The sequence below is a fragment of the Paracoccus luteus genome (genome assembly GCF_004522155.1).
Classification (GTDB): domain Bacteria; phylum Pseudomonadota; class Alphaproteobacteria; order Rhodobacterales; family Rhodobacteraceae; genus Paracoccus; species Paracoccus luteus.
Genome location: NZ_SDEA01000013.1, coordinates 61411 through 84558 on the forward strand (window position 1 = coordinate 61411; position 23148 = coordinate 84558).

General features: G+C 64.7%; 26 protein-coding genes. All 26 read right to left on the reverse strand.

Going from position 1 to position 23148, the window contains the following annotated elements; all coding sequences use genetic code 11:
• Position 1: 1 nt before the first annotated feature.
• The gene (gene parA / locus EPA64_RS13775; protein WP_134726902.1) at positions 2 to 655 is read right to left on the reverse strand and encodes a ParA family partition ATPase; all 654 of its coding nucleotides are present in this window, start codon (positions 653 to 655) and stop codon (positions 2 to 4) included.
• Positions 652 to 1731, reverse strand: a complete 1080-nt coding sequence (locus EPA64_RS13780) for a replication initiator protein A (protein WP_425467039.1) — start codon at positions 1729 to 1731, stop codon at positions 652 to 654. Before EPA64_RS13780 ends, parA begins: the two co-directional genes overlap by 4 nt.
• Positions 1732 to 1845: 114 nt before the next feature.
• Positions 1846 to 2127, reverse strand: coding sequence for a helix-turn-helix transcriptional regulator (locus tag EPA64_RS13785; protein WP_134726904.1), 282 nt, complete (start codon positions 2125 to 2127; stop codon positions 1846 to 1848).
• A 140-nt stretch (positions 2128 to 2267) separates the two neighbouring features.
• The gene (locus tag EPA64_RS13790; RefSeq protein WP_342773374.1) at positions 2268 to 2771 is read right to left on the reverse strand and encodes a DUF2285 domain-containing protein; all 504 of its coding nucleotides are present in this window, start codon (positions 2769 to 2771) and stop codon (positions 2268 to 2270) included.
• Positions 2772 to 2811: 40 nt separating this feature from the next.
• Positions 2812 to 3036 carry a transcriptional regulator domain-containing protein gene (locus EPA64_RS13795; protein ID WP_134726905.1) on the reverse strand — a complete coding sequence of 75 codons (225 nt, stop codon included), beginning with the start codon at positions 3034 to 3036 and terminating at the stop codon, positions 2812 to 2814.
• A 111-nt stretch (positions 3037 to 3147) separates the two neighbouring features.
• The gene (locus EPA64_RS13800) at positions 3148 to 3462 is read right to left on the reverse strand and encodes a DNA -binding domain-containing protein (RefSeq protein ID WP_425467040.1); all 315 of its coding nucleotides are present in this window, start codon (positions 3460 to 3462) and stop codon (positions 3148 to 3150) included.
• Between the two features lie 59 nt (positions 3463 to 3521).
• Positions 3522 to 3770, reverse strand: a complete 249-nt coding sequence (locus EPA64_RS13805; RefSeq protein WP_134726907.1) for a helix-turn-helix domain-containing protein — start codon at positions 3768 to 3770, stop codon at positions 3522 to 3524.
• A gap of 557 nt (positions 3771 to 4327) precedes the next feature.
• Positions 4328 to 4729: a single-stranded DNA-binding protein gene (locus EPA64_RS13810; protein ID WP_134726908.1), complete on the reverse strand. Its 402-nt coding sequence runs from the start codon at positions 4727 to 4729 to the stop codon at positions 4328 to 4330.
• A 746-nt stretch (positions 4730 to 5475) separates the two neighbouring features.
• A complete protein-coding gene (locus EPA64_RS13815; protein WP_246026768.1) occupies positions 5476 to 5859 on the reverse strand; it encodes a hypothetical protein in 384 nt (127 codons plus the stop codon).
• A 162-nt stretch (positions 5860 to 6021) separates the two neighbouring features.
• The gene (locus tag EPA64_RS13820) at positions 6022 to 6957 is read right to left on the reverse strand and encodes a DUF2493 domain-containing protein (RefSeq protein WP_134726909.1); all 936 of its coding nucleotides are present in this window, start codon (positions 6955 to 6957) and stop codon (positions 6022 to 6024) included.
• Between the two features lie 336 nt (positions 6958 to 7293).
• Positions 7294 to 8337, reverse strand: coding sequence for a DUF7146 domain-containing protein (locus tag EPA64_RS13825; protein ID WP_134726910.1), 1044 nt, complete (start codon positions 8335 to 8337; stop codon positions 7294 to 7296).
• Positions 8337 to 12686 carry a strawberry notch family protein gene (locus tag EPA64_RS13830; RefSeq protein ID WP_134726911.1) on the reverse strand — a complete coding sequence of 1450 codons (4350 nt, stop codon included), beginning with the start codon at positions 12684 to 12686 and terminating at the stop codon, positions 8337 to 8339. Before EPA64_RS13830 ends, EPA64_RS13825 begins: the two co-directional genes overlap by 1 nt.
• A gap of 226 nt (positions 12687 to 12912) precedes the next feature.
• Complete coding sequence (locus EPA64_RS13835) at positions 12913 to 13923, reverse strand: class 1 fructose-bisphosphatase (protein WP_134726912.1); 1011 nt, start codon at positions 13921 to 13923, stop codon at positions 12913 to 12915.
• A 109-nt stretch (positions 13924 to 14032) separates the two neighbouring features.
• Positions 14033 to 14790, reverse strand: a protein-coding gene (locus EPA64_RS13840; protein WP_134726913.1) for an IS5 family transposase whose coding sequence is annotated in 2 segments (ribosomal slippage) — positions 14033 to 14463 and positions 14463 to 14790 — 759 coding nt in all. Because the reading frame shifts where the segments join, the coding sequence is not laid out codon by codon here.
• A 177-nt stretch (positions 14791 to 14967) separates the two neighbouring features.
• Entirely contained in the window at positions 14968 to 15612 is a 645-nt protein-coding gene (locus EPA64_RS13845; protein WP_134726914.1) for an antitoxin of toxin-antitoxin stability system, read from the reverse strand.
• Positions 15605 to 16021: a hypothetical protein gene (locus tag EPA64_RS13850; protein ID WP_134726915.1), complete on the reverse strand. Its 417-nt coding sequence runs from the start codon at positions 16019 to 16021 to the stop codon at positions 15605 to 15607. Before EPA64_RS13850 ends, EPA64_RS13845 begins: the two co-directional genes overlap by 8 nt.
• 60 nt (positions 16022 to 16081) lie before the next feature.
• Positions 16082 to 16639: a hypothetical protein gene (locus tag EPA64_RS13855; RefSeq protein ID WP_134726916.1), complete on the reverse strand. Its 558-nt coding sequence runs from the start codon at positions 16637 to 16639 to the stop codon at positions 16082 to 16084.
• Positions 16640 to 16735: 96 nt separating this feature from the next.
• Positions 16736 to 16921 carry a thermonuclease family protein gene (locus tag EPA64_RS17115; protein ID WP_220443766.1) on the reverse strand — a complete coding sequence of 62 codons (186 nt, stop codon included), beginning with the start codon at positions 16919 to 16921 and terminating at the stop codon, positions 16736 to 16738.
• Positions 16888 to 17103 (reverse strand): hypothetical protein, encoded by a 216-nt coding sequence (locus tag EPA64_RS16510; RefSeq protein ID WP_220443762.1) that lies wholly within the window; start codon positions 17101 to 17103, stop codon positions 16888 to 16890. Before EPA64_RS16510 ends, EPA64_RS17115 begins: the two co-directional genes overlap by 34 nt.
• 175 nt (positions 17104 to 17278) lie before the next feature.
• A complete protein-coding gene (locus EPA64_RS13865; RefSeq protein WP_140847991.1) occupies positions 17279 to 17443 on the reverse strand; it encodes a hypothetical protein in 165 nt (54 codons plus the stop codon).
• A gap of 422 nt (positions 17444 to 17865) precedes the next feature.
• Positions 17866 to 18162 (reverse strand): hypothetical protein, encoded by a 297-nt coding sequence (locus EPA64_RS13870; RefSeq protein ID WP_134726918.1) that lies wholly within the window; start codon positions 18160 to 18162, stop codon positions 17866 to 17868.
• Positions 18159 to 18425: a DUF6117 family protein gene (locus tag EPA64_RS13875; protein WP_134726919.1), complete on the reverse strand. Its 267-nt coding sequence runs from the start codon at positions 18423 to 18425 to the stop codon at positions 18159 to 18161. Before EPA64_RS13875 ends, EPA64_RS13870 begins: the two co-directional genes overlap by 4 nt.
• Before the next feature lie 69 nt (positions 18426 to 18494).
• A complete protein-coding gene (locus EPA64_RS13880) occupies positions 18495 to 18971 on the reverse strand; it encodes a hypothetical protein (RefSeq protein WP_134726920.1) in 477 nt (158 codons plus the stop codon).
• 101 nt (positions 18972 to 19072) lie between these two features.
• Positions 19073 to 21184: a ParB/RepB/Spo0J family partition protein gene (locus tag EPA64_RS13885; RefSeq protein ID WP_425467041.1), complete on the reverse strand. Its 2112-nt coding sequence runs from the start codon at positions 21182 to 21184 to the stop codon at positions 19073 to 19075.
• 172 nt (positions 21185 to 21356) lie between these two features.
• On the reverse strand, positions 21357 to 21728 hold the full coding sequence (locus tag EPA64_RS13890; RefSeq protein WP_134726922.1) for a DUF2958 domain-containing protein: 372 nt from the start codon (positions 21726 to 21728) through the stop codon (positions 21357 to 21359).
• Positions 21725 to 22684 (reverse strand): ArdC family protein, encoded by a 960-nt coding sequence (locus tag EPA64_RS13895; RefSeq protein ID WP_134726923.1) that lies wholly within the window; start codon positions 22682 to 22684, stop codon positions 21725 to 21727. The genes EPA64_RS13890 and EPA64_RS13895 overlap by 4 nt, the downstream gene beginning before the upstream one ends.
• Between the last annotated feature and the right edge of the window lie 464 nt (positions 22685 to 23148).

Consider the following 23148-nt stretch of genomic DNA (forward strand, 5'->3'; position numbering starts at 1 on the left):
GTCATGGCACGGCCCTCCCGATGCCCAGCCCTTCGATCTCGGCGGTGAGCGCGGCGATCTCGCGGGCGGCGGGCGATTGGCGGTCGATCTCGCTGGCCAGCCGCCCGGCCTGCGCTGCGTCGGCGAAGACGACGCGCTGGCCGATGGCGGTGGCGAGCATCGGTGGATCGTGGTCGGCGAGCGTTTCGGCCGTCTCGCGCGCGATGACGGTGCGGGCGCCGCAGCGATTGAGCGCGAAGCGGGCGGTGAGCTGCGGCCGGTAGATGCGGGCCTCCGCCAGGAGGGCCAGCATCTCGGCCGAGGCCCAGCCATCGAGGGGTGATGGCTGCACCGGGATCAGCACCAGGTCGGCGGCGAGGAGCGCGGAGCGCATGAGGCCGGCGACGCGGGGCGGGCCGTCGATGACGATGTGATCGGCGTCGCGGGCCAGCTCCGGCGCCTCCCGGTGCAGTGTATCGCGCGCGAGGCCAATGGTGCCGAACAACCGTGGCAAACCCTCGCGGGCGCGCTGCTGTGACCAGTCGAGCGACGATCCCTGCGGATCGGCGTCGACCAGGGTGACGCGATTGCCTCGGCCAGCCAGTTCACCGGCGATGTGCAGCGCCAGCGTCGTCTTGCCGACGCCGCCCTTCTGGTTGAGGAGCGCGATGATCATTTGCCGCCTCCCGGAAGATCGAGAGGAAGGCGGGGTGCTTCGGTGTCGTCGGAGGCTGTCGTCGCCTCCTGATCGGAGGCGGATCGCGACGCCGGAGGGGTGGCGATTGCCCTCTTCTTCACCTCTACGCGGAGGCTTCGGGCGGTGTCGCCGATGAGGTTTTCCACATCGCGCGCGCGCTCTTCAAGGTTAGAGTCTATGTTAGACTCTAAGTTAAGGGCGCGATTTCGTGAATGGCTTCCGTGCGTTAGGACCGGTTTCGGTTCCTGATAGCACGATAGTCCGGTTCCCGATAGCACGATAGCCTGGGTTCCCGATAGCACGAGGCCGTTCACAGGTTTTCCACAGGGCGGAACCGGCTCGAAAGCGAGCAGCATCCGCCCGCCGATCTCGGCCTCCAGGAACAGCGTATAGCCCGGCAGCGGCTGGCGGCGGATAATGTCGCGCATCTCGAAAGCGAAGCGCTTGAAGGGCGACAGGCTGCCGGATTTCTGGTGGAGATGGTGGAAGTCGAAGCGCCAGCCTTCGCGCTGGCGACCGCCGTGCTTGCGCACAAGGCGGTAGAGCCAGCGGTCAAGGCCGCCGGTCAGGTCGAAATAGGTCCGGTCGATGGTCAGCACGAGGGCATCGTCGAGGACGGCCTGGTAGAACCAGTCCGGCACGATCATCTCGATACCGTCCGGACGGCCGTTGCGGTCGGTGCGCTCCTGCCACTCGTTGATCCAGGAAAAGCGATGCCGGCGTCCTTCGGCCGGTTGCCGGATCGAGGTCGAGATCGTGGTCGATTGCAGCCGGTCGAGGGCGGCCTTCAGGCGCTGGTAGTCGCGAAGCGACGTGCCGCGCCCGACATAGGTGAGAATCTCATAGGGCGTGGCGGCCATCAGCCGGGAGGTCCGAAGCCCGTTGTCGCGGGCTTCGACGATCTGGCTGGCCGCCCAGATCAGGATGTCGGCGTCCCAGATCGTGGCCATGCCGTGATCGGGAACGGCTTCGACCCGGATCGTCACATTGCCGGCGGCAAAGTCGATGGGCGCAACGCGCTTCGACTTGGCGAGGGAGAAAAAGGGATAGGCCATGAGATCCTGCGCGTCTCGTGGCGCGAAGTCGCCGGGGAGCGCCCTGAACAGGTCGAGCTGCCCGCGCTCGGAAAGAGATCGACGTCGCACCGACATGAAGGGAACCGCGAGCGGTCAGCGGGCGTAGCGACCGGCCTGTGGGCCGGTCGGAATCGCCTGTCGTTTGGCGGGCAGCACGGAACCGCGCGGATCGGAGGTCGACGTTACGGCGCCGCGATCGGCCCAGGTTTCGAGATCATCAATGGCATAGACGACGCGGCCACCGAGCTTGCGATAGGCTGGACCGGTGCCGTAGGTGCGGTGCTTTTCGAGGGTGCGGGCTGAGAGGCTGAGGAATTCGGCGGCTTCCTTGGTGCGCAGAAAGCGCGGCGGCAAAACGACGGGTTCGTGCGGCATTGAACGGGCCTCCGTGGTGTAGGGACGGCCGCTGCGGATCAGCGGCGGGCAACGACCACGGTGGCGAAGAAGAACCGGCGAGTTGCAGGGCGAAGTTGGGGGGTATCGAAATCGCCCACCATCGGACGCGCGGAATCGCGCTAGCGTGGGCGGCGATGACGCAGGAGTTTCCGATAGCCGCCCGCGACCATCGAGCGGGCATCGCGCAGGAGCGATTTGACGGCATGGCGGGCAGACGATGCCTGCCATTCGTCGCGGTCGAGGTGGCCGATGTTCAGGAGGGCTTGAGCGATTTCCTGCTGCGTTGCGCCGGCGCGGTGTCCGTCGAAAGCTTGCAGCATACGTCGCAGACGTGCGCGCTGTTGCCGGGTCAGGCGGGTATCCGGCGGGATGGCACGGCCATGCAGGGCAGCGAGGAATCGGCGTATGGCTTCGAGGCGATCGAAGCCATCGAGGTCGAGCGGAACCACCGCGACAGCGATGCTGTCACCGTCGGCGCAGTCCAGGATCTGGAGATGTTGCCCGTTGCCGAGCGCGAAACGGAAATCTTTGTCGGCGCCGTCCGCGGTGACGTGGACTCGCCGGATTGCCGGTAGGCTACTGGCGCTGCTGCCGAGGGCCAGCGGGGCCTCGGTCAGCACCACGACGCTCGTATCGTCTTGAGGCAGCCAGAAAATGGGGGTGTCAGGAGGCGCGGTCCGGGGATCGACCGGGAAATCGCAACCCCCACCGCTGCCGGATATGTTCGGTCAGCGGTTTGGGGTCTCCACGACCAGAGGCCGAAGCTTCAAAATCGGCGTCATAGGCTTCGTTGCGGCGAAGGCACTCCCATGCCAGGTCGGATGCCGTCAACGCATCCAGACGGTCGTATTCCGCCGAAGAACGCCAGGTCGATGCGTCAGGTGTCATCGCGGCCTCCCGAGTCTTCTCTAGGGGATTGGGAAGACTCAGGATTCCCGCGCGAGTTGAGTTGGGGAAGTCAGGTGAGGGTCAACGGGTGATGCGTCGCGCGCATCACGATCAGGTCTTCCGCTGGCTTTCACGGACCAGTTCGCGGTAGCCGTGTTCGGTCATCCAATGCGCGCGGGCAAGGTGGGTATCATGGACCGAGCGGCAGCGGTCGGGATCGTATTCGGGATCAAGGCCGAAAAGAACATGCACGGCCTCGCGCCAGTCGGCGCCGTCGCGTTCGGCATCGAGGAGCCGCATATAAAGCTTCATGTGATCGCGGTCATAAGATGTCAGCGAATCACTGGATGGCGGTTTGTCCAGAAACGCCTGTGCTGGCTGTCCCATTACTCTCTCGTCGTCGCGCGTAACGCATTTGTTAACCATCTCCCTTGGGAGATAGCCATCATTTTTGACAAGAGCGCGTCGTCGCGGGGGCCGCGATGTTACCGTTGCGCGTTGCTGCCTTCGTGAAGCAGCAGCACACCTTCGCCCTTGTCGGTGGACAGGAGAACGATCCCGGCGGCTTCGAGCGCCCGGCGAACCTCATCGCGCGTGGATTCATACACCTCAAGCCGGTTTTCGGATTCGAGGCGCTTGAGCGCGGTTAGTGATACTCGGGCCTTGTCAGCGAGCGTCTCCTGTGTCCAACCCAGCAACGCACGTGCGGCCCGAGACTGTCGGGCGGTGATCATACATGATCACCTCCCATTCGGACCTGCACGCACTCCAGAACTACGACTATTTTAGTCGCTCTGTTTCGCCGCGCCAGCCTGTTTTTGCGCCGAAATGCCTTATCGGACGAAACTTGGCCTGCTTGCCTCCTATCTGATTCGGTCGCCGGACCGCTTCGCCGTTTCCGACGGGGAGAGCGAAAGCCGCAAGCTCAGGGAGGGGAGGATGGGTTTGGGAAGGAGGGGGAGGGAACCGTCGCCTCCTTCCCATGGGAGGGTTCAAGGGAGGGGCTCTATCCCTTCCCTTGGGGAGGTTGTTTGAAGGAGGGGGCTTGCCCCTTCCTTCATGGGGAGAGCTTGAGAGGGGCGGCTTGCCCCCCTTTCATACGGGGAGCATCGGACCCAAAAGTGGTTTCCGGTTTTGGGAACGATCCGATGCTCCGGCGAAGGTGTCGGACTGCAACGCGCAAAAGCGCGTGGCGGCTCCGGCCTGAAATCTTGCACTGAAATGGCGGGATCGATCCCTCGCGAACAGGGAAAACCCGGCGGCTTACGCCGCCGGGTTCCGGGTGTCCCGCTCAGAACGGGATGTCATCGTCGTCGATGAACTTGCCCTCGTCGTTCTCGGTCTGCTTCGGCCAGCTCAGGAAATCGACCGTTTCGGCGATGATCTCGCAGCCGTAGCGGTCAATGCCTGCCGCGTCGGTCCACTTCGTGTAATGGATGCGACCGCGAACCAGCACCTTCATGCCCTTGTCGCAATGCTGCTGGACCGTCTTGCCGAGGCCGTTGAAGCAGGTGATGCGGTGCCATTCGGTGTCCTGGACCCGATAGCCGTTCTCGTCCCGAAGGACGCGGCCTTCCACGTAGCGGGGGCGCGAGGTGGCGAGGCGGAATTGGGTGATCGTGGTGCCCGAGGCGTTGGTCCGGGATTCGGGAGCGTCACCGAGGTTGCCGGCGAGGATGACGATGTTCTGCATGGTAAGTCTCCGTTGCTTCTCGGAGGGACCATCCCTCCGACGAGACCCGGCCAAGGCCGTCGGGAGACTCCCGCAACTGCCGCCCTCGCGGCAGCTTGCCCCTAAGGCCCCAGGTGGGGCGGGCAGCCGCGCCCCGCGCGGCAACACGGCTGGGAGCCGCGGGGGTTGCTGGTGGAAACCGAGCGGACTTAGGGGATCAGTCAGTCGGAGGGATTGGTGCTTTCGAGAGGGGATCGGAGACGCACAGCACGTTCATCGTCATTGCCGGCAACAGCGAACAGACAGGCCCCCGAAACCCGGATTATCCGGTGCCCCCACCGCTCACCCACCTTCTTACCGGCCACCCTTGCGCTCGCCGCCGGAAGGCCATGTCGTCCACGTCGAGAAGGAAACAGCTATCGGGTCCAGGGCACCGAATGGCACCGCGTTGCCCCGCTTCGACTGAGGAGGGCCCGGTCCAACGTCATTGCGCAAGGCGACAATGAAGGTGCTGGTTCGCGGCTGCACTCACGGAACGGAGTGGACGGACGCGGCGGGCATTGACCGCTACGGCTGCGGAAATCATGCCGATGACAGATTTCCAAGCCGGGCGAAGGGGAACGAGGACGCCAAGGCAGCGATGACTTGATCACCCGGAACTGGGAGGGAACCCGGAAGCCCGGCGGCGCAAGTCGCCGGGTTCGTGCCTTGAAAGCGGAGGATCATCCCGCCGTTTCAGCGCGAGAAGACGGACTCCCCGAGGGCGTTCAGATTGATGACGGCCGAGACGCCGATGACAAGGCCTCCGATGCCGCCGAGCAGGTTGAGGGCGAGGTTCGAGTCGATGGCGTTCTTGGTGATGCCATAGACCGCGCATAGCCTGCGATGACGGCGGGCACTGCGAAGAGAGCCAGCGCGATGAAACGCAGAACGGGATTCCGGGCGAAGCCGAGAACCAGGATCACCAGCGCGACCGACAGCAGGGCGGCTCCTGCGGCACTAAGGCCGGACAGCAGGACGCCGGCACCGGCACCCCAGGCAAGCTGAGCGGCGGTGATGGCGGTCATGACCGGCAGGGCATAGATCGCGAGATTCCAGGCAATCACGCAGGCGGTGAGGGTCAATGAGATGGCGAGCAGGATCAGCGTCATGGAAACCTCCAGCGAAACGGTTGAGTTGCGCGACAGGCTGCCGGAAGATGCGCTCCGCCTGCGACTATGCTGCTTCGCCGGTTCTTCAAGGATGCTCCATCAAAGGCGGATACGGGCCAACTGTCAAGGTTTGGCGGCCTTTCAGCCGCCAAACGGCGGCGCTTACGCGCCGCCGTCGAACTTCATGACCGGGATGCCGAGCTTGCGGGCCTTGTCCGCGAGGTTCTCCTGGATCCCGGAGCCGGGGAAGACGAGGATGCCGACCGGCAACACGTCCAGCATGGCATCGTTGCGCTTGAAGGGCGCCGCCTTGCCGTGCTTCGTCCAGTCGGGCCGGAAGGCGACCTGCGGCACCTTGCGGTGATCGGCCCAGCGGGAGGCGATCAGTTCCGCCCCCTTCGGCGAGCCGCCGTGCAACAAGACCATGTCCGGGTGCTTGGCATGGACCTGATCGAGTTTCGCCCAGATCAGGTGGTGATCGTTGAAGTCGGCGCCGCCGGTCAGGGCGACCTTCGGACCGGCGGGCAGCATCACCTCGGTCTCCGCCCGGCGTTTCGCGGCAAGGAAGTCGCGGCTGTCGATCATCGCGGCGGTCAGGTTGCGATGGTTGACCATCGAGCCGGTGCGGGGCCGCCAGGCGCTGCCGGTGTGGTGCTCGAAAGCCTCGGCGGCGATGTCGCGGAAGAGTTCCATGCTGGCGCGCCGTTCGATCAGGGTCTGCCCCTCTGCCGTGAGGCGTTCGAGTTCGACCGACTTCACCTCGCTGCCGTCCTGTTCCCGCTGAAGCCGGCGCTGCGCCTGTTCGTTCATGTCCAGATCGCGTTCCACCCGGCTGGTGGCGCGGTGGAAGAGATTGACGGCTCCCCAGAGCAGCTCTTCGAGATCGGGCTCAAGCCGGGTATCACTGAGCGTCGCGACGAGGGCATCGAAGATATCTGTGACGGCGGCGGCGACGGTATTGCCCTCGGGCAGCGGCCTGGGATCGGGTTCGTCCTGGAACGGGCGCCAGCCGTAGAGCTGGAGTTCGGTGAGGGCGTGATCGGTCTGGGAGGAGGTGTGGACCGGCTCGTCGCCTGCGTATTCGGTTTCGCGTGTCATCGGGTGCATCCTTCGTCTGGAGACCGCGCCCATCGCGGCCTTCGCAGGCGTCGAAGCGCACGGGCGGGACGGGTTGGCAGCCCTCGCCCGCTCCGCGAGGGCCTTGATGGCCGGGTGCGGGCTATTTTGACTTTCGCGATGCAAAGGCGGGGCTCGCCCCGCCGGCGGAAAATAGTCCGCTCCCGGCCATTGCCTGCCCGGCCCGCTTGTGCGCCGATCGCCCTCTCAGAAGGCCGTGGGCGCGGGACTCTCCGACGCAGGATGCGTCTGCCGTTGACAGGTGAGCGAAACCGGCAGGCGACGAGCCGGGCCGCGCCTCCGGGGCCGATTACACCCTTACCCCTCCATGAACCGGCGGGCGTCTTCAGGACGAAGCTGATCCTTCAGCGCCGCGCGGAGGGCGTCGGTGCCGTGGCGTCGCAGATCGTCGTTGAAATCGCCCTCGCGCGGCGTGAGCGATATCGCTTCGATCCCGATACTCGCTGCTCTGGCGAGCAGGCTGTCTCTGGCGCCGTCCCCTGCGGGGTCACGATCCCTGAGGACATAGAGCCGGCGCAGCGACGGCGGGAACAGGACGGCGGCGAGGTGAGCGGCCGAAAGCGCCGCCAGCATCGGCATGCGGGGTAGAACCTGACGGGGCGACAGCACGGTCTCGATGCCCTCGCCGACGGCGAGCACCTCATCGGCGGTGCCGAAACGCACCGCATGGCCGAGAAGGTCGCCCATCGCCCGCCGCGGTGTCTCGACAGCCGCCTTGCCCGAACCGTCGGGCGCGAGCCAGGTGCGATGCGCGCCGGTCTGATGGCCGGCCAGATCGGTGACGGCTGCAACGAGCGCCGGCCTGATCTCGGTGCGCGAACGCCCGTCAGGTCTATAGTAGCACCGGGGATGGAAGCGCAGCGCGGCGGTGCCGGAGAGGGAGGTGATCGCCCGACCGCTGAGGTAGATCTCCGCGAGCGTGCCGCAGATCGGCTGCGCCATGGCGAAGAGGCGGCGCGACGCTTCGGGCGAACCGGATGCCATGCTGGACGTGTTGCCGGTCGGCGTCCTCGCCTTTTCCGGCTCGGGATGCGGGAGAGCGAGGAAACGGCGCGCTTCCTCGGCCACGTCTCTGAAGTCGACCAGCCCGAGCGTCTCGCGGATGACGTCGAGAAGGTCGCCATGCTCTCCGGTCGCAGCATCGGTCCACTTCCCTGCCGCTCCCTTGCCGGAGTCCGGCCCAATCAGGCGGACGAACATGGAGCGGCCGGGCGTGTTCTGCACATCCCCGACCAGCCAGTATCGTCCGGCGCGATGACCGGACGACAGATAGTGACGGCAAACCGCCTCGGCCTCCCGGCCAAGGCGGATCGCCAGTTCGGAGGCATCGTGACGGGGCATCACGCGGCCTCCCGCTCACCGATGCGCTCGACCGGCCAGCGGTCGAAGAGCTTGCCGATAATGGCCGGACCCTGTGCGCCGACCGGCACGAAGAAGCGCAGCTTCCAGGAGATGATCTCGTGGAAGAGGCCATAGGCAGTGAGGCGCTGGCGCATCGTGTCGGTGAAGCCCGATAGCTCGATCCGGTTCGCCCCCATGACGCGGACCCGGCGAAGCTGGAGGCCCTCGGAGAGATCGAGGATCGTCCTGCCTTCCATCAGCGCCGCGAAGGCATCCTCCGGCGTGACCGATGCGATGCCCGTTGTGGTGGCGTTCGCGGCCCAGGCCGGCGAGACCTTGCGGCCGATGATGCGCTCGCCGGCATCCGTCTGGAGCCGATAGACGCGGGTGGAGTCGTTCGGCAGCCGCTTCCAGATCGGCAGCAGCAGACCCGTCACCATATGCAGCGTGCTGTCGGCGAACTCGGGCACCTCGGCGACCTCTGCCCCCCAGGCCGAGGCGAATGCGTCGCGGTCAGCCTCGACCCAATGGGTCTCGCCCATCATCCTGACCGGCACGTTATGGGCCTCCATCGGCCGGATCAGGCGGACGCGGCGCTCGATCTCGCCATCGTCCAGCATGGTGCTGGTGGTCGGGATCTGCACCGCCGCGCGGCCGGAGCGTTCGTTGATCAGCAGCTTGGCGCGCGGGTCGTCGAGTTCGGCCAGGGCGGCATCGAGCGTCACCGGCCGGTTGCGCTTGCGTTCGGTGATCGTCAGCAGGCTGGTTTCCGCCCCGGTGCGGGGATGGGTGTAGATCACCTGGCGGTCGGTGACGGCGAAGCTCTCGGCGCGCAGGGTCTCCAGCCCGGCGTCATAGGTGCCGGACGCAATGGCGCCCTCGATGCGGGCCGTCAGCAGCCCTTCAAAGGCGGTGAAAAGGACGCCTTGAAGCTCGATGGTCAGCGCCAGCAGCCGGTTCAGAAAGGTCGTGATGCCGGGCAGTTCGTCCTTGATGCCGTTGCTGTCCATCAGCTTCAGCCCGGTCGCAGCCTCGAACCGCTCAAGGCTGCAACCCTCGACCTTGCCGCGCACCAGCAGGAGATAAAGCTGGCGCAGCGCATCGCGCGCGTAATGCGATTCAAGGTTGTCCTCGGGCCGGAACAGGCCCTGGCCGCCGGTCTGGCGCTGACCGCGCGTGATCGCGCCCAGCGTGTCGAGACGGCGGGCGATGGTCGACAGGAACCGTTTCTCGGCCTTCACATTGGTCGAGATCGGGCGGAACAGTGGCGGCTGCTTCTGGTTCGTCCTGTGCGTCCGACCGAGGCCCTGGATGGCGGCATCGGCTTTCCAGCCTGCTTCGAGCAGGTAATGGACGCGCAGCCGGGTGTTCCTGGCCGAAAGCTCGGCGTGATAGGAGCGCCCGGTGCCGCCGGCGTCCGAAAAGACCAGCACGCGCTTGGCATCGTCCATGAACGCCTGGGTCTCGGCCAGATTGGCCGAACCAGCACGGTTCTCGACCACCAGGCGGTCGATGGTGACGCTACGCTTGCGGACGATGCGGCGCGAGCGGCCCGTCACCTCGGCCACCGTGTCGGTGCCGAAATGCTGGATGATCTGGTCCAGCGCGCCGGGAACCGGCGGCAGGCTGGCAAGGCTGGCGATCATCTCGTCGCGCCGCGCCACGGCCTCCCGGCTCTCGACCGGCTGGCCGTCACGATAGACCGGGCGCGAGGACAGGTTGCCCTCCGAGTCGGTGAACGGCTCGTAGAGCTGGACCGGGAAGGAATGGGCAAGGTAGTCTAGGACATATTCGCGCGGAGACAGGTCCATTTTCAGGTCGCCCCATTCCTCGGTGGGGATTTCCGCCAGCCGCCGTTCCATGAGTGCCTCACCGGTCGAGACGATCTGGATGACGGACGAATGCCCCGCTTCCAGATCGCTGGTGATCGACCTGATCAGCGTTGGAGTCTTCATCGAGGTCAGCAAGTGGCCGAAGAAGCGCTGCTTGGCGGACTCGAAGGCCGAGCGCGCGGCGGACTTGGCCTGCCGGTTCAGCGTCCCCGAGCCGCCCTCGCCGCCGGTGATATTGGCGGCCTGCATCGCGGCATCGAGATTGTTATGGATGATGGCGAAGGCATCGGCATAGCTGTCGTAGATGCGGACCTGTTCCGGCGTCAGCTCGTGATCGAGCAACTCATATTCGACGCCTTTGAACGAGAGGGAGCGGGCGGTGTAGAGGCCGAGGGCGCGCAGGTCGCGCGCCAGCACCTCCATGGCGGCGACGCCTCCGGCCTCGATCGCCTCGATGAACTCGGCGCGTGTCGAGAACGGGAAATCCTCGCCACCCCAGAGGCCCAACCGCTGCGCATAGGCGAGATTGTGAACCGTCGTCGCCCCGGTGGCCGAGACATAGACCACGCGGGCCTGCGGCAGGGCATGCTGGAGGCGCAGCCCGGCGCGGCCCTGCTGGCTCGCCGCGACGTCGCCGCGTTCTCCCTTGCCACCTGCGGCGTTCTGCATCTGGTGTGCCTCGTCGAAGATAATGACTCCATCGAAATCGGAGCCCAACCATTCGACGATCTGCTTGACGCGCGAAACCCTTTTTCCGCGATCGTTGGAGCGCAGCGTAGCATAGGTTAAAAATAGGATGCCTTCGTTCAGGGTGATGGGCTTGCCCTGCGGGAAGCGTGACAGCGGCGTGACCAGCAACCGCTCCATGCCGAGGGCCGACCAGTCGCGCTGCGCGTCCTCAAGCAGCTTGTCGGATTTGCTGATCCAGACGGCCTTGCGTCGCCCTTGCAGCCAATTGTCGAGGATGATCGCTGCCGATTCCCGGCCCTTGCCGACGCCGGTGCCGTCCCCGATCATGAAGCCCTGCCGGAAACGGATGGCGTTCGTGGCGTCCTCCGGTGCGGCCGACAGGGTGTCGAAGGTATCGTCCACCGTCCAGGCTCCGGCGAGGAATCCACCGTGGGCTTCGCCGGCATAGATCACCGTCTCCAATTGTGCCTCGGACAGTTTGCCGAGAGTGCCCTCGGGCAGCACCGGCCGGTAGCTCGGCTTCGGTGGCGCGATGCTCGCCATCGAGGCGGATTGCACGAGCTGGGTCGGATGCGCCTGCGCCCCGGCGATGCGGATAGTCTGAAGCCCGTAGTCCTCATAGATCGCATCGGAGAGGCGGCCGTCCTCCGTCGGCGCCCAATCCACGGTCTCATAGGCGAGCGGCACCCCGTCCGGCTCGGCCAGCGGCGCGGCGGGTGCGGGTTTCGCGGCGCGGTTGACGTAGCCGCGCACGGTGCGCGGCGCGGCCTCTCGTGCCACCGGCACGGTCAGGCCGGGATCGACCGGAAGCCGGGCCGGAAGCTGATCGGCCAGCCAGCCCATCAGCGTGGCGACATCCGGTGCGACACCTGGGGCGGTCGGGAAGACCGCCGGATCTTCGGCGGGCAGCTTGTCGATGACGGTGAGCCTTGTCGGAACGGTCGTGCCGTGCTTGGCATAGACGGAACCGTCGATGGCGGCGGAGAAAGTGACGCGGCCGCGTTCCTGCAGCCGGGTCCAGGAGGCGGTCCAGGCCGGATTGTCGGGCGCGAAGCTCGCCCCGGTGATCGTGACGAGCCGCCCGCCTGGCGCCAGGCGCGCCAGCGCCGAAGCGACATGGCGAAAGGCGGCGTCAGCCATGCGGCCCTCGACATTGGCCATGACCGAGAACGGCGGATTCATCAGCACCACGGTCGGGACGAGGCCGGGATCAAGATGATCGTCGATCTGGGCTGCATCGAACCGGGTGACGGAAAGGGCCGGGAACAGGGAAGAGAGAAGACCGGCGCGCGCCTCGGCAAGTTCGTTGACGAGCAGGGTGCCACCGGCGATCTCGGCCAGGATGGCGAGGAGCCCGGTCCCGGCCGAGGGCTCCAGCACCCGGTCGGCGGGCGTGATCGCCGCCGCCGTCATCGCCGCGAAGCCGAGCGGGATCGGGGTTGAGAACTGCTGGAAGGTCTGGGCTTCCTCCGACCGGCGCGTATGCGTCGGCATCAGGCCGGCGACCTTGCCAAGCTGCGGCAGGATCGCCGCCGGAGACCCGGCCTTGCGGAAAAGCGCTTTGCCGTATTTGCGCAGGAAGAGGACGGTCGCCGCCTCGCAGGCGTCATAGGCCAGCTTCCAGGTCCAGGCGCCGGTGGCATCGGAAGCGCCGAAGGCTGCTTCCATGGCACCACGCAGGGCGGCGGCATCGACGCGCTGGCCACGTTCGAGGTGCGGAAGCAGCAGTCCGGCAGCAGCGAAGACCTGCGCTGCGATTTCGGCGTCATGGGCGAGCGGAAGCGCCTCGGCAGCACTGGCCGCCGCGGATGCGGAAATCATGTTCATCGGGGGATTCCTCGGGAGAGCAGAAAGGATCGAGCCTGAGCGACGCTCTCTCTCGACCGCACCGGCTCAAATCCCTTCCGGCCACCCTCTCCCTCTGAATTCCGCTGTAGCTGCGTTAATGACAAAGGCCCAGCCGTGAGGCGGGGCGCTATCAATACTAATATCTACGAATGTCGTTGACGGAAGTTCGACGCATCCACTTGATTTTTTTCACCATGTGATGAGGCTATTCATACTGCATGTCAGCGAGCCGCTCAATTTCTTGACTGGAGCCAAGAGCAACACCGGTTCTCTGGTGAAGCGAATTAGGCTGAATATCGAGGATTCGCGATTTCCCATCTGTCGCTTTGCCGCCAGCCTGCTCAACCAGAAATGCGATTGGATTAGCTTCATACATAAGGCGAAGCTTTCCATTCTCCATTCGCGGTCGGCTATCACGGGGGTAGAGGAATACGCCGCCTTGCGTAAGTATGCGATGAACGTCGCCAACCATAGAGCCCATCCAGCGCATGTTAAAGTCACGTTGTCTGGGTCCGTCCGCTCCGGCCATTAGTTCATCAATATACTTCCGAACGGGTAATTCCCAGTGCCGCTCATTCGCCATATTAATCGCGAATTCATTCGTTTCTGGTGGTATGGTCAGTCTTTCGGAGGTCATCACCCACGAGCCCATCTCGCGGTCAAGAGAGAAAACATACACGCCGGTGCCAACTGTTAGCACAAGTAAGGTCTGCGGACCATAAATTGCATAACCGGCGGCAACTTGATTTCGGCCTGGCTGCAAAAAATCTGCTTCAATTACCTCGCGTCCAGCCGTCGATTCGGGTGCCTTTACAACCGAAAAAATTGTGCCGACGATGCCGTTGACATCAATGTTGCTTGAGCCGTCAATCGGATCATAGATAAGTAGATACTCGCCTTTTGGTAGGCGATTCGGAATAGGGTGCAGGGTGTCCATCTCCTCCGAAGCCATGGCCGCCAAATGACCACCCCATTCATTTGCCTCCAGCAAGATGTCGTTGGAGATCACGTCAAGCTTTTTCTGCACTTCTCCCTGCACATTTTCTTGCTCCAGTGATCCCAGAAGCCCCGATATCGCCCCCTTGTTAACTGTATGACCAATGACTTTACATGCGCGGGCCACTACCTCTATGAGAAGTCGCAACTGTGCGGGCATTGCATGTTCAAGCCTTTGTTGCTCAACCAAAAATTGCGTTAGCGTCTTGCGTCTATTCATTCTCGGCGCTCCCTCGTGTTCGGAAACCTGTCGATAAGTAGTAGTCTACATCGGGCGCACAGGTCATGCCTGCCGCCATCGGTAGTCGGCTACTAGGGTCCGTGGACATTCACTTCGCGGCGATGATGGTCGCCACGAGGTGCCAGTTAGCAGCGTAACTGCAAGCGGTCTTTTCATAGCGCGTGGCGATGGCCCGGAACTCCTTGATCTTCGCGAAGAAGTTCTCGATCAGATGTCGCCATTTATAGACATGCCGGTCGTGGTCGCGCTTGATCTTGCGGTTCGCTCTCGGTGGAATGACTGCGCTCGCGCCGCGCATATCCAACTCAGCAAGCAGCCAATCGGCATCGAAGGCCTTGTCGGCCAGAAGTGCATCGAAGGCCACGTCCTCGATCAGCGGTGCGACGCCTTTCAGGTCGTGGGCCTGACCCGGCAGGAGAACAAGGTCGAACAGGTTCCCGAGAGCATCGACCAAGGCCACGATCTTGGTGGTCAGTCCGCCGCGCGAGCGCCCGATGGCCTGAGCGTGAGTCCCCCCCTTGCGCCGCTCGCCTTCTGGTGAGCCTGGACGATGGTGCCGTCGATCAGCGCATATTCGAAGTCTGGCTCACCGCGGATCTCTTTGAAAAGGCGCTCGAAAACACCCCCCTTGGCCCATCTGCGAAAACGGCGGAACACACTGTTCCAGTTCCCGAATTCCGACGGCAGATCCCGCCAGGGCAGACCGGTTCGCACCCGCCAGAGAACAGCCTCCAGGAACAGGCGATTGTCCCTGCCCGTCACGCCGCTATCGCTCTTTTTGCCGGGAAGGTGGGGTTCAAGACGCATCCAAACCTCATCCGTCACCACAAATCGCTGCTCGTCCATTCAGACCTCCCTTTGGGAAGTCTGAATCAGAAATCAACCGGGGTGGGAATCCCGAATGTCCACGGACCCTAGACAATTCAGAAGAAGACAAACAGATCGGCCACAAAGCGCAGCGCTCGGTCGTGCAGGTGATGCCAACTCGGGGTAGCGCGCAGGATTCATTGCCGAACTAGATCGTCAGCCGAACCGAGCGCCGCCGCAGGTAAAGGTGTAGTCGTTTGCGGTGATGGCCTCATCGACCGCCTCGTCCGAGGTCAGGCATTCGTATTCGCGTTCAAGCTGGCGATAGAGCCAGCAGGCGAGATCGCGCAGCGCCTCGGTGACGATATCCTCGGCATCTGCGGTCATGTCCTGCCAGGTCGGGCTGTCGCGGGTGACGGAGATCGCCATGCAATATTCGTGTTGGTAGTGCCCGCGATGGGTTGCCTCGGCACGAAGCTGGTAGAAATTCCGCCGCTGCACCGCCTGGAGGGCGTCTGCGATGCCGTGCAGCGTGGTATCCTGCGGCGCGTAGGCTCGGATCGCGGCCGAGGCGTTCTTCCGGTAGGAATAATAGCCCTCGAAGCAGGCGCCATCGCCTTGCGACCAGAAGCCTGAGAAGAAGATGCAGGGCTTCTGTCGCGATCCGCCTCCCATGAGACTGACGGAGCGGGTCTTGAAGACGACGCCGAGGATTTCCGCGATCTGATGGAAATCCTCATAGACGGCATCATGCCAGTCGTAGTCGAAGCCGCCCTCGCGATACCACGCACGAGCCTTGTCCTTCGCCTCGTCGGAAAGCTCGGCGAGCCGATAGACGGTGGTTTCTATGACTTCAGGCATAGGGGTCGCCTCCGTCCACGACGATCTCCAGCCAACTGCCGCTGTAGATCCAGTCCACCGTCTCGCCGGTGGCGAGATCGAGGACATGCGCGCCGCCGCCAAAGGCGTTGACCCGGGCTTGCGAACAGGTCGTGGCATACTGGAAGCCCCATAGTCCGGTCAGGCCGAACGCGGCAGCGCAGCGTTTGACGAACTGGATCACATGCTCGGGGTCGCCGGTCTCATCATCGCGCATCCAGAGCTGGGTGCCGCCATGCTCGGGCTGGATCGACAGGAGGAATCCTTCCGAGGGAGGATCTTCGGCGGCGTTTTCCGCCGACAATGCGTTGTAGAGGTCGAGCGCGCGGGCGGCGTTTTCCGGGGTGCCTACGTCGAGCAGGCAGGAGAAATGGGTGAAATAGTTGGCCATGTCGGGCTCCTGAAACGAGAAAGCCCGGCGCGAGGCCGGGCGTGGATGTGGAAGAAGGTGTCAGGCGGCCTGCGGCAGACGCAGAAGGTCCGCGGCGGTCTCGCGCCAATAGGGATCGACCAGCCGCGCCTCGAGGAGGCTGGCGCGATAACGATGATCGCGGGCCGCCCTGTGATCACACCGACCGGAGGCGGCAAAGGCCAGCCCGCGCAAGCGGCTGGCTTCGGTGACGATGCGGCGGGCCTCCGCGTCTGAGGCGACCGGCTGCCGCCAGAGGATAATTCCAGCCCGGATCTCTCCAGCGAGAACCAGACCGAGATCGCCATCCTGAATGGTGATCACGCGCGGGCGAAAGCGCAGCGTGTCATCCGTGCTGACGCGAATGTCGCCGCGCGCGACGCGCTGGCTGGCAAGGATCATGGCCTCTTCGGCGGATGCGGATTGGCCGATGATGACCGTGCGGTCGATTTCATCGGCGCCGTCGAGGCCCTCGTAACCGGCGGTGCCGATGCAGGTGAGGCGTAGCGGCAGCTTCTGCGCATGGCGTAGCCGGGGCAGCACCTCGCGCGTGATGATGTCGCCGATGGCGGTAAAGCCGGGCTGGTGGGAAAGGGTCATGGGGCTTGCTCCACGACGGGCGGCGGAAGCCTCTCTTCCGCCCGCAACCCGTCACGGCCAACCGGCCCGCCTCTCACTCTCCGTTGTCGGGGTGGATCAGCACCATGGTTCGCGGCGGCCCGCCCAGGTTCGGGCCAGTCCCTCGCCGACGAGAATGTCTCCGACATCCCGGCCCTCGACGCGGATCGCCGCCAGGGTCCGGCCATAGCGGTCGGTGCCCTGGCGCAGGATTTCGACACGGCGGCCTTTCAGAAGCTCGGCCAGCCTGATCTTCGATTGCAGCGCGAGGCCGGATTCATGCGAGCATTGCCCCCGATCTCAGGGGCGTCGATGTTGAAGATCCGGACGGCCTCGAATTGCCGCGTCGTGCCCAACCGGATGGAATCGCCGTCCCAGACGCGGATTTCGGCGGGTTCGCAGGACGCCGTGCAAAGCAGAACGGAAACGACGATATGGCTGAGCATGACGAACGGCTTTCATCTTGAAGGGGCGAAATCGGCGGGATCGCCGACGGTTCTTTCCGATGCGGGGCGAGATCGCAATGCGAACCGGCACGCAAGCGGCAATCGGCGGTGATTGACGGGAGAAGGCCCGGCTGCGCCTGGGGACCGGGCCGTCGGGGTGAGGCGCTTTCGCGCCTCAGCTCCATGGATCGAGTTCCAGCTTCACCATGTCCTCGTCGCCGTCGAACTCGTCGGCGGGCATGGCGGCATGGGTTCCGTCGCCGGCCTGGAACACGACGATCGAGACCATCAGCGTGGAAGCGAGGCTGGCGGCGAAGGCGGTGGCATCTGCATAGGACATGGGTTCCAGCTCCTGTCTTTGGAGGCGGGGGACCATCCCCCGCGCGACAGGCGCCCGAAGTGTCTGACCGGATCTGCAATCACCCTCGGGCGTTCGGACTATCTCCGAATCCCCGAGGGCGGCACGCTTGCGTAAGCCGACCCCTTGCGGGTTGATTGACGAAGAAACGGTTGGACCAAGGTTCGCGAATGGAAGCGGGGGATGTTGTTTTGCCTCTGACGGGATGCCGGGAAACCTGTCGCAGATGCCTCGCCGCGCCAGCCTCGTTTCCGGGATGATTTCCCGATGTGTTTCAGGCCGGGGATGGAATCCGCTGTCCCGCCGCGAGAAGCTGACGGCGCAATGGTGAAGCTGGACCTCGATCCATCGCTGCCTGTGCAGCGATACCCGACGGCACGGTGCCTAGGCAGGGTGCGCGACGTTCAGTTCCAGAGCCCATCCGCAATCTCGCGGGCGATCATGGCGCGGGCCTTCATCATCACATCGTCGCCGGAGGTGTCGATATGACCGTAAAACCGCGTCCGCGCGCCATCGGCGGTCCAATCCGCATAGTGGCAGTATTCGCGGGCATCGAGCCGGAAGGCCCGCATGTCCTCGGCCCAATGCGGTTTCGGCTCAACGACAACGGTGATGCCACCGCGCGTTTCCTCCCAGGGAAGCGACCGCTCCGAGGGGGGATTGCTGCGGTCGTCGGCGAAGATTTCATCGACGGTCATCATGCTGCACCTCCTGTCTCGGGTCGTGTGAGGAAGCCGTTCGGGTTGCCGGGGTCCGGCGGCAGATAGGCGTCATAGGGGTTGCCATCGGCAAGATGACCGAATGGGGTGAAGACGTAATCCCCGGCCTCGCGGCCTACAGCGCACAGGACGTAGCGCACCTCTTGGGTTTCGGCGTCGAGGCATTCCATCAACGCAAGATTACCATCACCGGCAGCGCGCAGCAGCGTGTTGAAATTCGTTCGGACGGGATCGGGAATAGCCATGATGTTCTCCTGAAACGAAAATGGCCCGCCGTCGAAGGACAGCGGGCCATGTTGATGGGGTCGCGAGGATCACGCGGCGGCGCGACCCTCGATCGCATCCGCGCCCACTTCGTCGGCCGTGATCTCTTCAAGTCGGGCGCGACTGTAGCCTTTCTGCGCGAGCCAGAGTTCGGCCGCCTCGCGGCTTTCTGCAAGATGCAGCAGCTCGATGTTTTCGCCGACATCCTGCAAGACGCGAACCTGGCCGATCTTCGGGCGCTCGATCACCCGGAATCTCAGATCGCTGTCGATGCCGTAGCTGCGCATGACAGTGATGAGAATGATCCCGTCGCCCCCGAAATCACCCTCATGCAGGGTGAAGGACGGCGGGGCCGAATAGGTTGGGCGCTCGCGGCCCGGCGTCTTCCGCACGAGACGGCCGACACCGTTGCGGGACTTCCACGCGGCGAGCTTCTTCGTGAAGCGCGCCGGCGGCTTGGGTTGGCCGTCGCTGTAGGCCACGAGCGAACCGAGCGGCGCGATGTCGAAGATGAGGGAAGCGGTCATGAAGCTGGTCTCCTGAAACGAAAATGGCCCGGCGGGGAGCCGGGCCTTGGAGTGGAAGGGGAAGGAAAACGGGGCGACTGGGGCCGCCCCGCGGGGATGAGTCACTCGGCGGCGACGAGGGCGGTCGCATCCGTATCGGGTGCAACCTCTTCATCGTCCCCGGCCAGGAAGTCGGGCAGTGCCACGCCGTCCTCGTCCTGATCGGTCGCGCCATCCACCGCCTGCGCGTCCATGGCAGGACGCAGCGGTTCCGGCAGCCAGCCGGTATCGGCCAGAAGCCTTTCGGCCTCCTTCGCCATATCGCCCTTCTTGAGGTGGGCGATGAGATCGGCGGCGCGGTCACCCGCACCCTCGCGCACCGCTTCGAGGATTCGGGTCTTGGTGACACGGCCGAGGTAGTTCTCGACCGTGGGTTTCCAGCCCGCCTCGATGAGATCGAGGCCGGTGGCTTGGGCAAGCCGTTCCGCCTCGGCCATGCGGCGATCGAGACCGTGCTGCGAAATGCCGTTGCCCGAATAGGGATTGGGCCGCTCGTAGAGGGCGTTGACGCCGAAGCTGACGCAATGGGCGAGCAGCGCGAGGCGACTCGCATCGTCGAGGCCGTCGATCCAATCCCAGAGGCGCGCATCGTCACTGACGGGAATGTCGCCCCGCCAGGATTCCGCACGTTCGTCGATCAGCTTCGCGGCGGCGCTGTCCGCGAGCCCGGTCGCGTCGGCCGGGAGGTGGATATGACGCACGGCAGCGTAGAGGCTCGTTCCCGACGTGGAGGTGCGCTCAAAGGTGTCGAGAACGAGCTTGTGCAGCAGGGCCGTCATGGCGACATGCGGATTCTCGGCGACCGCATTGCGCAGTGCCAGCGTCCGCCAGGCGGTCAGGTCGATGACCAGCCGCTCGGGCAGCGGCTTGACGGCATCGTCCTCATCATCGTCGCCATCAGGGACCGGCTCGCCGCCGACGGTGATGACAGCGCGCTGCGCGGCGTCGGGATCGGACGGGTCCGCAGGTTCCCCGGCATTCTCGCCGTCGACAGTCTCCGGTTGCTCGTCCTCGGGGCGAACATAGCCGCTGCTGATGACCAACTCGCCGTCGCGGTCGATGCTGACGAACACGCCGGCCCGCGCGATGTCCTCCGGGGCGAAGGTGACGGGCCGGTTCTCGAACGCTTCCAGCTCGGCTTCGATTTCCCCGAGCCGCTGATCGACCTCATCAGGCCATTCCTCGGTATCGGCGTATTGCGATTCGAGTTCGTCGTATTCGTCGCGCAGCGCCTCGCGGGCGGCCCGCTCCTCGTCGGTCAGCTCCTGGGTCACGCCAACCAATCGGCGCAGGCCGTTGGCATAGCCGTAGGGAAGCTCGACCGAGGCGTCGATCCATTTCCAGCCCTGGATCGCGATCTCGTCGGCAACAGAGCGCAGCTTCTCCTCGACCAGACGGTCGAGAAGCGTGACGTCCTGCAACCAGCCGCCGTTCTCTTCGGAGAAGAGATCGCGCAGCACGGGGCCGCCCGCCGCTTCGTAGGCGTCGATGCCGATGAAGCGGGCACGCTTATCGGCGGCCGGAACCGTAGTCTCGGTCAGCAGGCTGCGGATCTGCCAGGGCTCCTTCTGCCAGGAATTGCTGATCCGTTCCCAGACCTGCTGCTGACGCTCATGGTCGGGGTTGACGGTGAAGGCTTCCAGCATCGCCAGCGTCATCTCGTTTTTCGCATAGGCGTCGAGCAGGGACGGCGCGACGGTCGCGAGGCGAAGACGCTGCATGATGTAGCGGGGCGTGGTCCGCCAGGCATCGGCGATCTCTTCCTTCGACATGCCCATGTCGAACATGCGCTTGAACGCCTTGAACTGGTCGAGCGGATGCAACGCGAGGCGTAGCAGGTTCTCGGCCAGCGAGTCGTCGACGGCCGAGGTCTTGGCGTCGGCCTTCTTGACGATGCAGGGGATGAGTCCATCGGCCGGGAAACGACCGGCTTCCACGAGGCGCGCGATGGACCTGTAGCGACGACCGCCGGCGGGGGTCTCGAAATCGCCGGTCTCGTTGCCGTCCTCGTCGAACACGGCGCGGACATTGAGACCCTGCACAAGATCCTCGCGGCGCTCGATGTCGTGGGTCAGGTCGTCCAGCCCGGCCTCGACGTCGATCTCGCGCACGTTGTCGGCGGACAGGCGAATGCGGTTGAAGGGAATGTCTCGCGCCCGCGAGAACTCGATCATCTGGAGGGCGGGCTTCTTTTTCTTGGCAGCTCGGGCCATGGTGGTCGTCTCCGCGACGGGCGCCGAGAGCCTCTCTCTCGACCCTAAACCCGTCACGAAGCGAAGCGCCGCCCTCTTACTCTCAGAAGGCAGCGCCATCGCGGTGGCATGAAGGGTCAACGACCGGAGCGCATCAATTGCCCAGCCATCGCCATTGTCCCACCGTGTCGATGACCCGCTCGGCGGCGCGAATGCTGCCCGTCTCCCGTGCCGCTTCAGCCCAGAGCGAAATCGGGATATCGCTGGCAAAGAGAATGTCGCGCTCGATCCCCAGGCCGAAGGGCAGCCGCAGCGAAGACAGTTCCTCCAGCGAGAAACTGCCCAGTTCGGGATAACCGAGATCGGCTAGGCCGAAGAGAATATCGCCGTCCTCGTCAAATTCAGTCGCCAGCCATGTGCCGATGCCGAATGGATTGAAGAACTTCACCACCGGCGCATGGTCGACGTCGCGCTGCCGGCCATTGGCCAGCAGCATTTCGCGCAGGTCGGGTGTCAGGAGGATCATGCCGCCCTCCTGTCGATAGCATCCGCATCGGTGCCGGAAACCTCATTATCCGGCAAGTGAGACAAGATCCAGTCGGCGGATTTGCTTGCCTGCGAGGCGGCACGCACGATTGCGCGGTTGTCTTCGCGCAGCACTTCGAGCCAGGAGCCGATGTAGTCGGCGTGGCGCACGGTCGGCACGATGCCGAGCGAGGCGCAGCAGAACGCGGCGCTCATCTCGGCGATCAGCTCCTCGAAGGCGTATTTCTTCGTGCCGAAGCTGCCGGAGAAATCGCGGGCCAAACGGGACGCATGGCCCGAGGCGTGACCCAGCTCATGCAGGGCCGTCCGGTGCCAGTTGATCGACTCGAAGAAGGCCTGCGGCGGCGGGACGACCACATGGTCGAGGACCGGGACGTAGTAGGCGCGATCCCCGCCGATGCGGAAGTCGATGCCGGTCGCCTTGATCAGCGCCTCGACCCTCGGCTCGATCAGGCCGGGCAGCGGGGGCGGTGCAGCGACGGCAATGTCCTCGGGCAGGCCATCGCATTGGGCGGTGTTGAACACGGTGAAGCGCTTCAGGAAGGCGATCTTCCCCGGCTCTTCCCCGGTTTCGCGTGCGCGCCGCTTTTCGTCCTCGGGCGTGAAGCGGTCGGCATAGACGACAGTGGTGCCGCGCTCGCCCTTGCGGACATTGCCGCCGAGCGACTGCGCCTGGCGGTAGGTGAGCCAGCCCTGTCCGGGGAAGCCGTGCTGGACGACGGCCCCCCAGAGGATCAGGATGTTGATGCCGCTATAGGCGCGGCCGGTGCTGGCGTTCTGCGGCAGGCCGATGGGTGCGCCCGCCGTGGCCTTGCCCCAGGGTTGGACCCAGGGGAAGCGTCCGGCTTCAAGCTCGGCGATGATCTTGCCGGTGATTTCGTCATAGAGGTTCGTCCGGTCCGAGCCGGAACCTGGGGTGCGGTCATATCTGGACATCGCGGGGCTCCGCGACGGGCGCCGGGAGCCTCTCTCCCAGCCCTCAACCCGTCACGGCAAACCCGGCCCGCACTCTCACTCTAGCGGGGGCGTTGCGGGGATCTCCCCGCAGAAGGGGGTGCGCCGGCAACGCAGTGCCGGCCAGGGGGAAGGCTTTCCCCCCACACACACGCAGGCGCTGGCTGCAATGCAGGAAGGATTTCCATTCGCGAAGGCATGCCCTTCTCAAATCGCGTAGCAGGACATTTTCCGGTTGCGATAAAGACATGCTACACGAAATGGCTAGGAAATCTGGTCCTCTGGGAAGAGTGCAGGTTTCAGGAGCTGTGCGACAAGCCCAGCGGCTACATTCGACCACCCACCAGCGGCAGACGCTCCAGCATGGCTTTCAGGTTGATGGCGTCCCAAGGCAGGTGTTCGGCAATCGTCGGGAGTGTCTGAAAGTCTGTGTATCTGATCGGGGC

Excerpts from the sequence above, each read along its gene's own strand:
- parA (WP_134726902.1), bottom strand. The coding sequence starts at position 655 with ATGATCATCGCGCTCCTCAACCAGAAGGGCGGCGTCGGCAAGACGACG.
- EPA64_RS13780 (WP_425467039.1), bottom strand. The coding sequence starts at position 1,731 with ATGGCCTATCCCTTTTTCTCCCTCGCCAAGTCGAAGCGCGTTGCGCCC.
- EPA64_RS13785 (WP_134726904.1), bottom strand. The coding sequence starts at position 2,127 with ATGCCGCACGAACCCGTCGTTTTGCCGCCGCGCTTTCTGCGCACCAAG.
- EPA64_RS13795 (WP_134726905.1), bottom strand. The coding sequence starts at position 3,036 with ATGACACCTGACGCATCGACCTGGCGTTCTTCGGCGGAATACGACCGT.
- EPA64_RS13800 (WP_425467040.1), bottom strand. The coding sequence starts at position 3,462 with ATGGTTAACAAATGCGTTACGCGCGACGACGAGAGAGTAATGGGACAG.
- EPA64_RS13805 (WP_134726907.1), bottom strand. The coding sequence starts at position 3,770 with ATGATCACCGCCCGACAGTCTCGGGCCGCACGTGCGTTGCTGGGTTGG.
- EPA64_RS13810 (WP_134726908.1), bottom strand. The coding sequence starts at position 4,729 with ATGCAGAACATCGTCATCCTCGCCGGCAACCTCGGTGACGCTCCCGAA.
- EPA64_RS13815 (WP_246026768.1), bottom strand. The coding sequence starts at position 5,859 with ATGACGCTGATCCTGCTCGCCATCTCATTGACCCTCACCGCCTGCGTG.
- EPA64_RS13820 (WP_134726909.1), bottom strand. The coding sequence starts at position 6,957 with ATGACACGCGAAACCGAATACGCAGGCGACGAGCCGGTCCACACCTCC.
- EPA64_RS13825 (WP_134726910.1), bottom strand. The coding sequence starts at position 8,337 with ATGCCCCGTCACGATGCCTCCGAACTGGCGATCCGCCTTGGCCGGGAG.
- EPA64_RS13830 (WP_134726911.1), bottom strand. The coding sequence starts at position 12,686 with ATGAACATGATTTCCGCATCCGCGGCGGCCAGTGCTGCCGAGGCGCTT.
- EPA64_RS13835 (WP_134726912.1), bottom strand. The coding sequence starts at position 13,923 with ATGAATAGACGCAAGACGCTAACGCAATTTTTGGTTGAGCAACAAAGG.
- EPA64_RS13845 (WP_134726914.1), bottom strand. The coding sequence starts at position 15,612 with ATGCCTGAAGTCATAGAAACCACCGTCTATCGGCTCGCCGAGCTTTCC.
- EPA64_RS13850 (WP_134726915.1), bottom strand. The coding sequence starts at position 16,021 with ATGGCCAACTATTTCACCCATTTCTCCTGCCTGCTCGACGTAGGCACC.
- EPA64_RS13855 (WP_134726916.1), bottom strand. The coding sequence starts at position 16,639 with ATGACCCTTTCCCACCAGCCCGGCTTTACCGCCATCGGCGACATCATC.
- EPA64_RS16510 (WP_220443762.1), bottom strand. The coding sequence starts at position 17,103 with ATGCTCAGCCATATCGTCGTTTCCGTTCTGCTTTGCACGGCGTCCTGC.
- EPA64_RS13865 (WP_140847991.1), bottom strand. The coding sequence starts at position 17,443 with ATGTCCTATGCAGATGCCACCGCCTTCGCCGCCAGCCTCGCTTCCACG.
- EPA64_RS13870 (WP_134726918.1), bottom strand. The coding sequence starts at position 18,162 with ATGATGACCGTCGATGAAATCTTCGCCGACGACCGCAGCAATCCCCCC.
- EPA64_RS13875 (WP_134726919.1), bottom strand. The coding sequence starts at position 18,425 with ATGGCTATTCCCGATCCCGTCCGAACGAATTTCAACACGCTGCTGCGC.
- EPA64_RS13880 (WP_134726920.1), bottom strand. The coding sequence starts at position 18,971 with ATGACCGCTTCCCTCATCTTCGACATCGCGCCGCTCGGTTCGCTCGTG.
- EPA64_RS13885 (WP_425467041.1), bottom strand. The coding sequence starts at position 21,184 with ATGATCGAGTTCTCGCGGGCGCGAGACATTCCCTTCAACCGCATTCGC.
- EPA64_RS13890 (WP_134726922.1), bottom strand. The coding sequence starts at position 21,728 with ATGATCCTCCTGACACCCGACCTGCGCGAAATGCTGCTGGCCAATGGC.
- EPA64_RS13895 (WP_134726923.1), bottom strand. The coding sequence starts at position 22,684 with ATGTCCAGATATGACCGCACCCCAGGTTCCGGCTCGGACCGGACGAAC.